This is a genomic window from Bartonella sp. AP58NXGY, from assembly GCF_042195785.1.
In the GTDB taxonomy this organism is placed as follows: Bacteria; Pseudomonadota; Alphaproteobacteria; order Rhizobiales; family Rhizobiaceae; genus Bartonella.
Map to the genome: position 1 here is coordinate 1 of NZ_JBHIOY010000417.1, position 564 is coordinate 564.

At 36.2% G+C, this 564-nt stretch carries 1 protein-coding gene; it reads right to left on the reverse strand.

Going from position 1 to position 564, the window contains the following annotated elements; genetic code table 11:
* On the reverse strand, positions 1 to 158 hold a 158-nt coding region (opgC, locus tag ACFINC_RS11780; protein WP_375617312.1), incomplete at its 3' end, for an OpgC domain-containing protein.
* Positions 159 to 564: the final 406 nt, after the last annotated feature.

A 564-nucleotide genomic window follows, 5' to 3' on the forward strand; every position in this document is an offset into this window, starting at 1 on the left:
TAACAACAACCGACATCTATACGCCTAAAAGAACCATCGACACTCCCGGGAATATGGTTGATGACAATTGTAAATAAGGCTAAAGAACGAAACACATCAATGCGTGTATCACGACAAAAAGGCTGCGTATTATGATCAACAACGGCTTGATATTTCATCAATGGACTCCCACACGTCACAAAGCCCCTAAGTCACATAAAAAAAGTCGTTACGCTCATCACAAATGAGATATGATGAAACTTTAACTTTTAAGAGTCAAGTTTCTTTTTAAGTGTTATTTTTTTTAAGGCAAAAGGATGAAAAACACTCATGCGTGTATCACGACGAAAAGGTTGTATCGTATACTCAACAACAGCTTGGTATTTCAAACATCTTGTATTTCATATCAATGCACTCCCACACGTCTCCCCTTGAAATCATGGGAAAATAGTGATTACCCTCATCGCAAACAAGCATGAATAGGATGAAACTTTAACTTTTAAGAATCATTTTTTTATAAAAATCAGGGATATGGCATGACACAACAAACAAATAAACCGATTGAATCCCCTCTTTTTCCTCAAT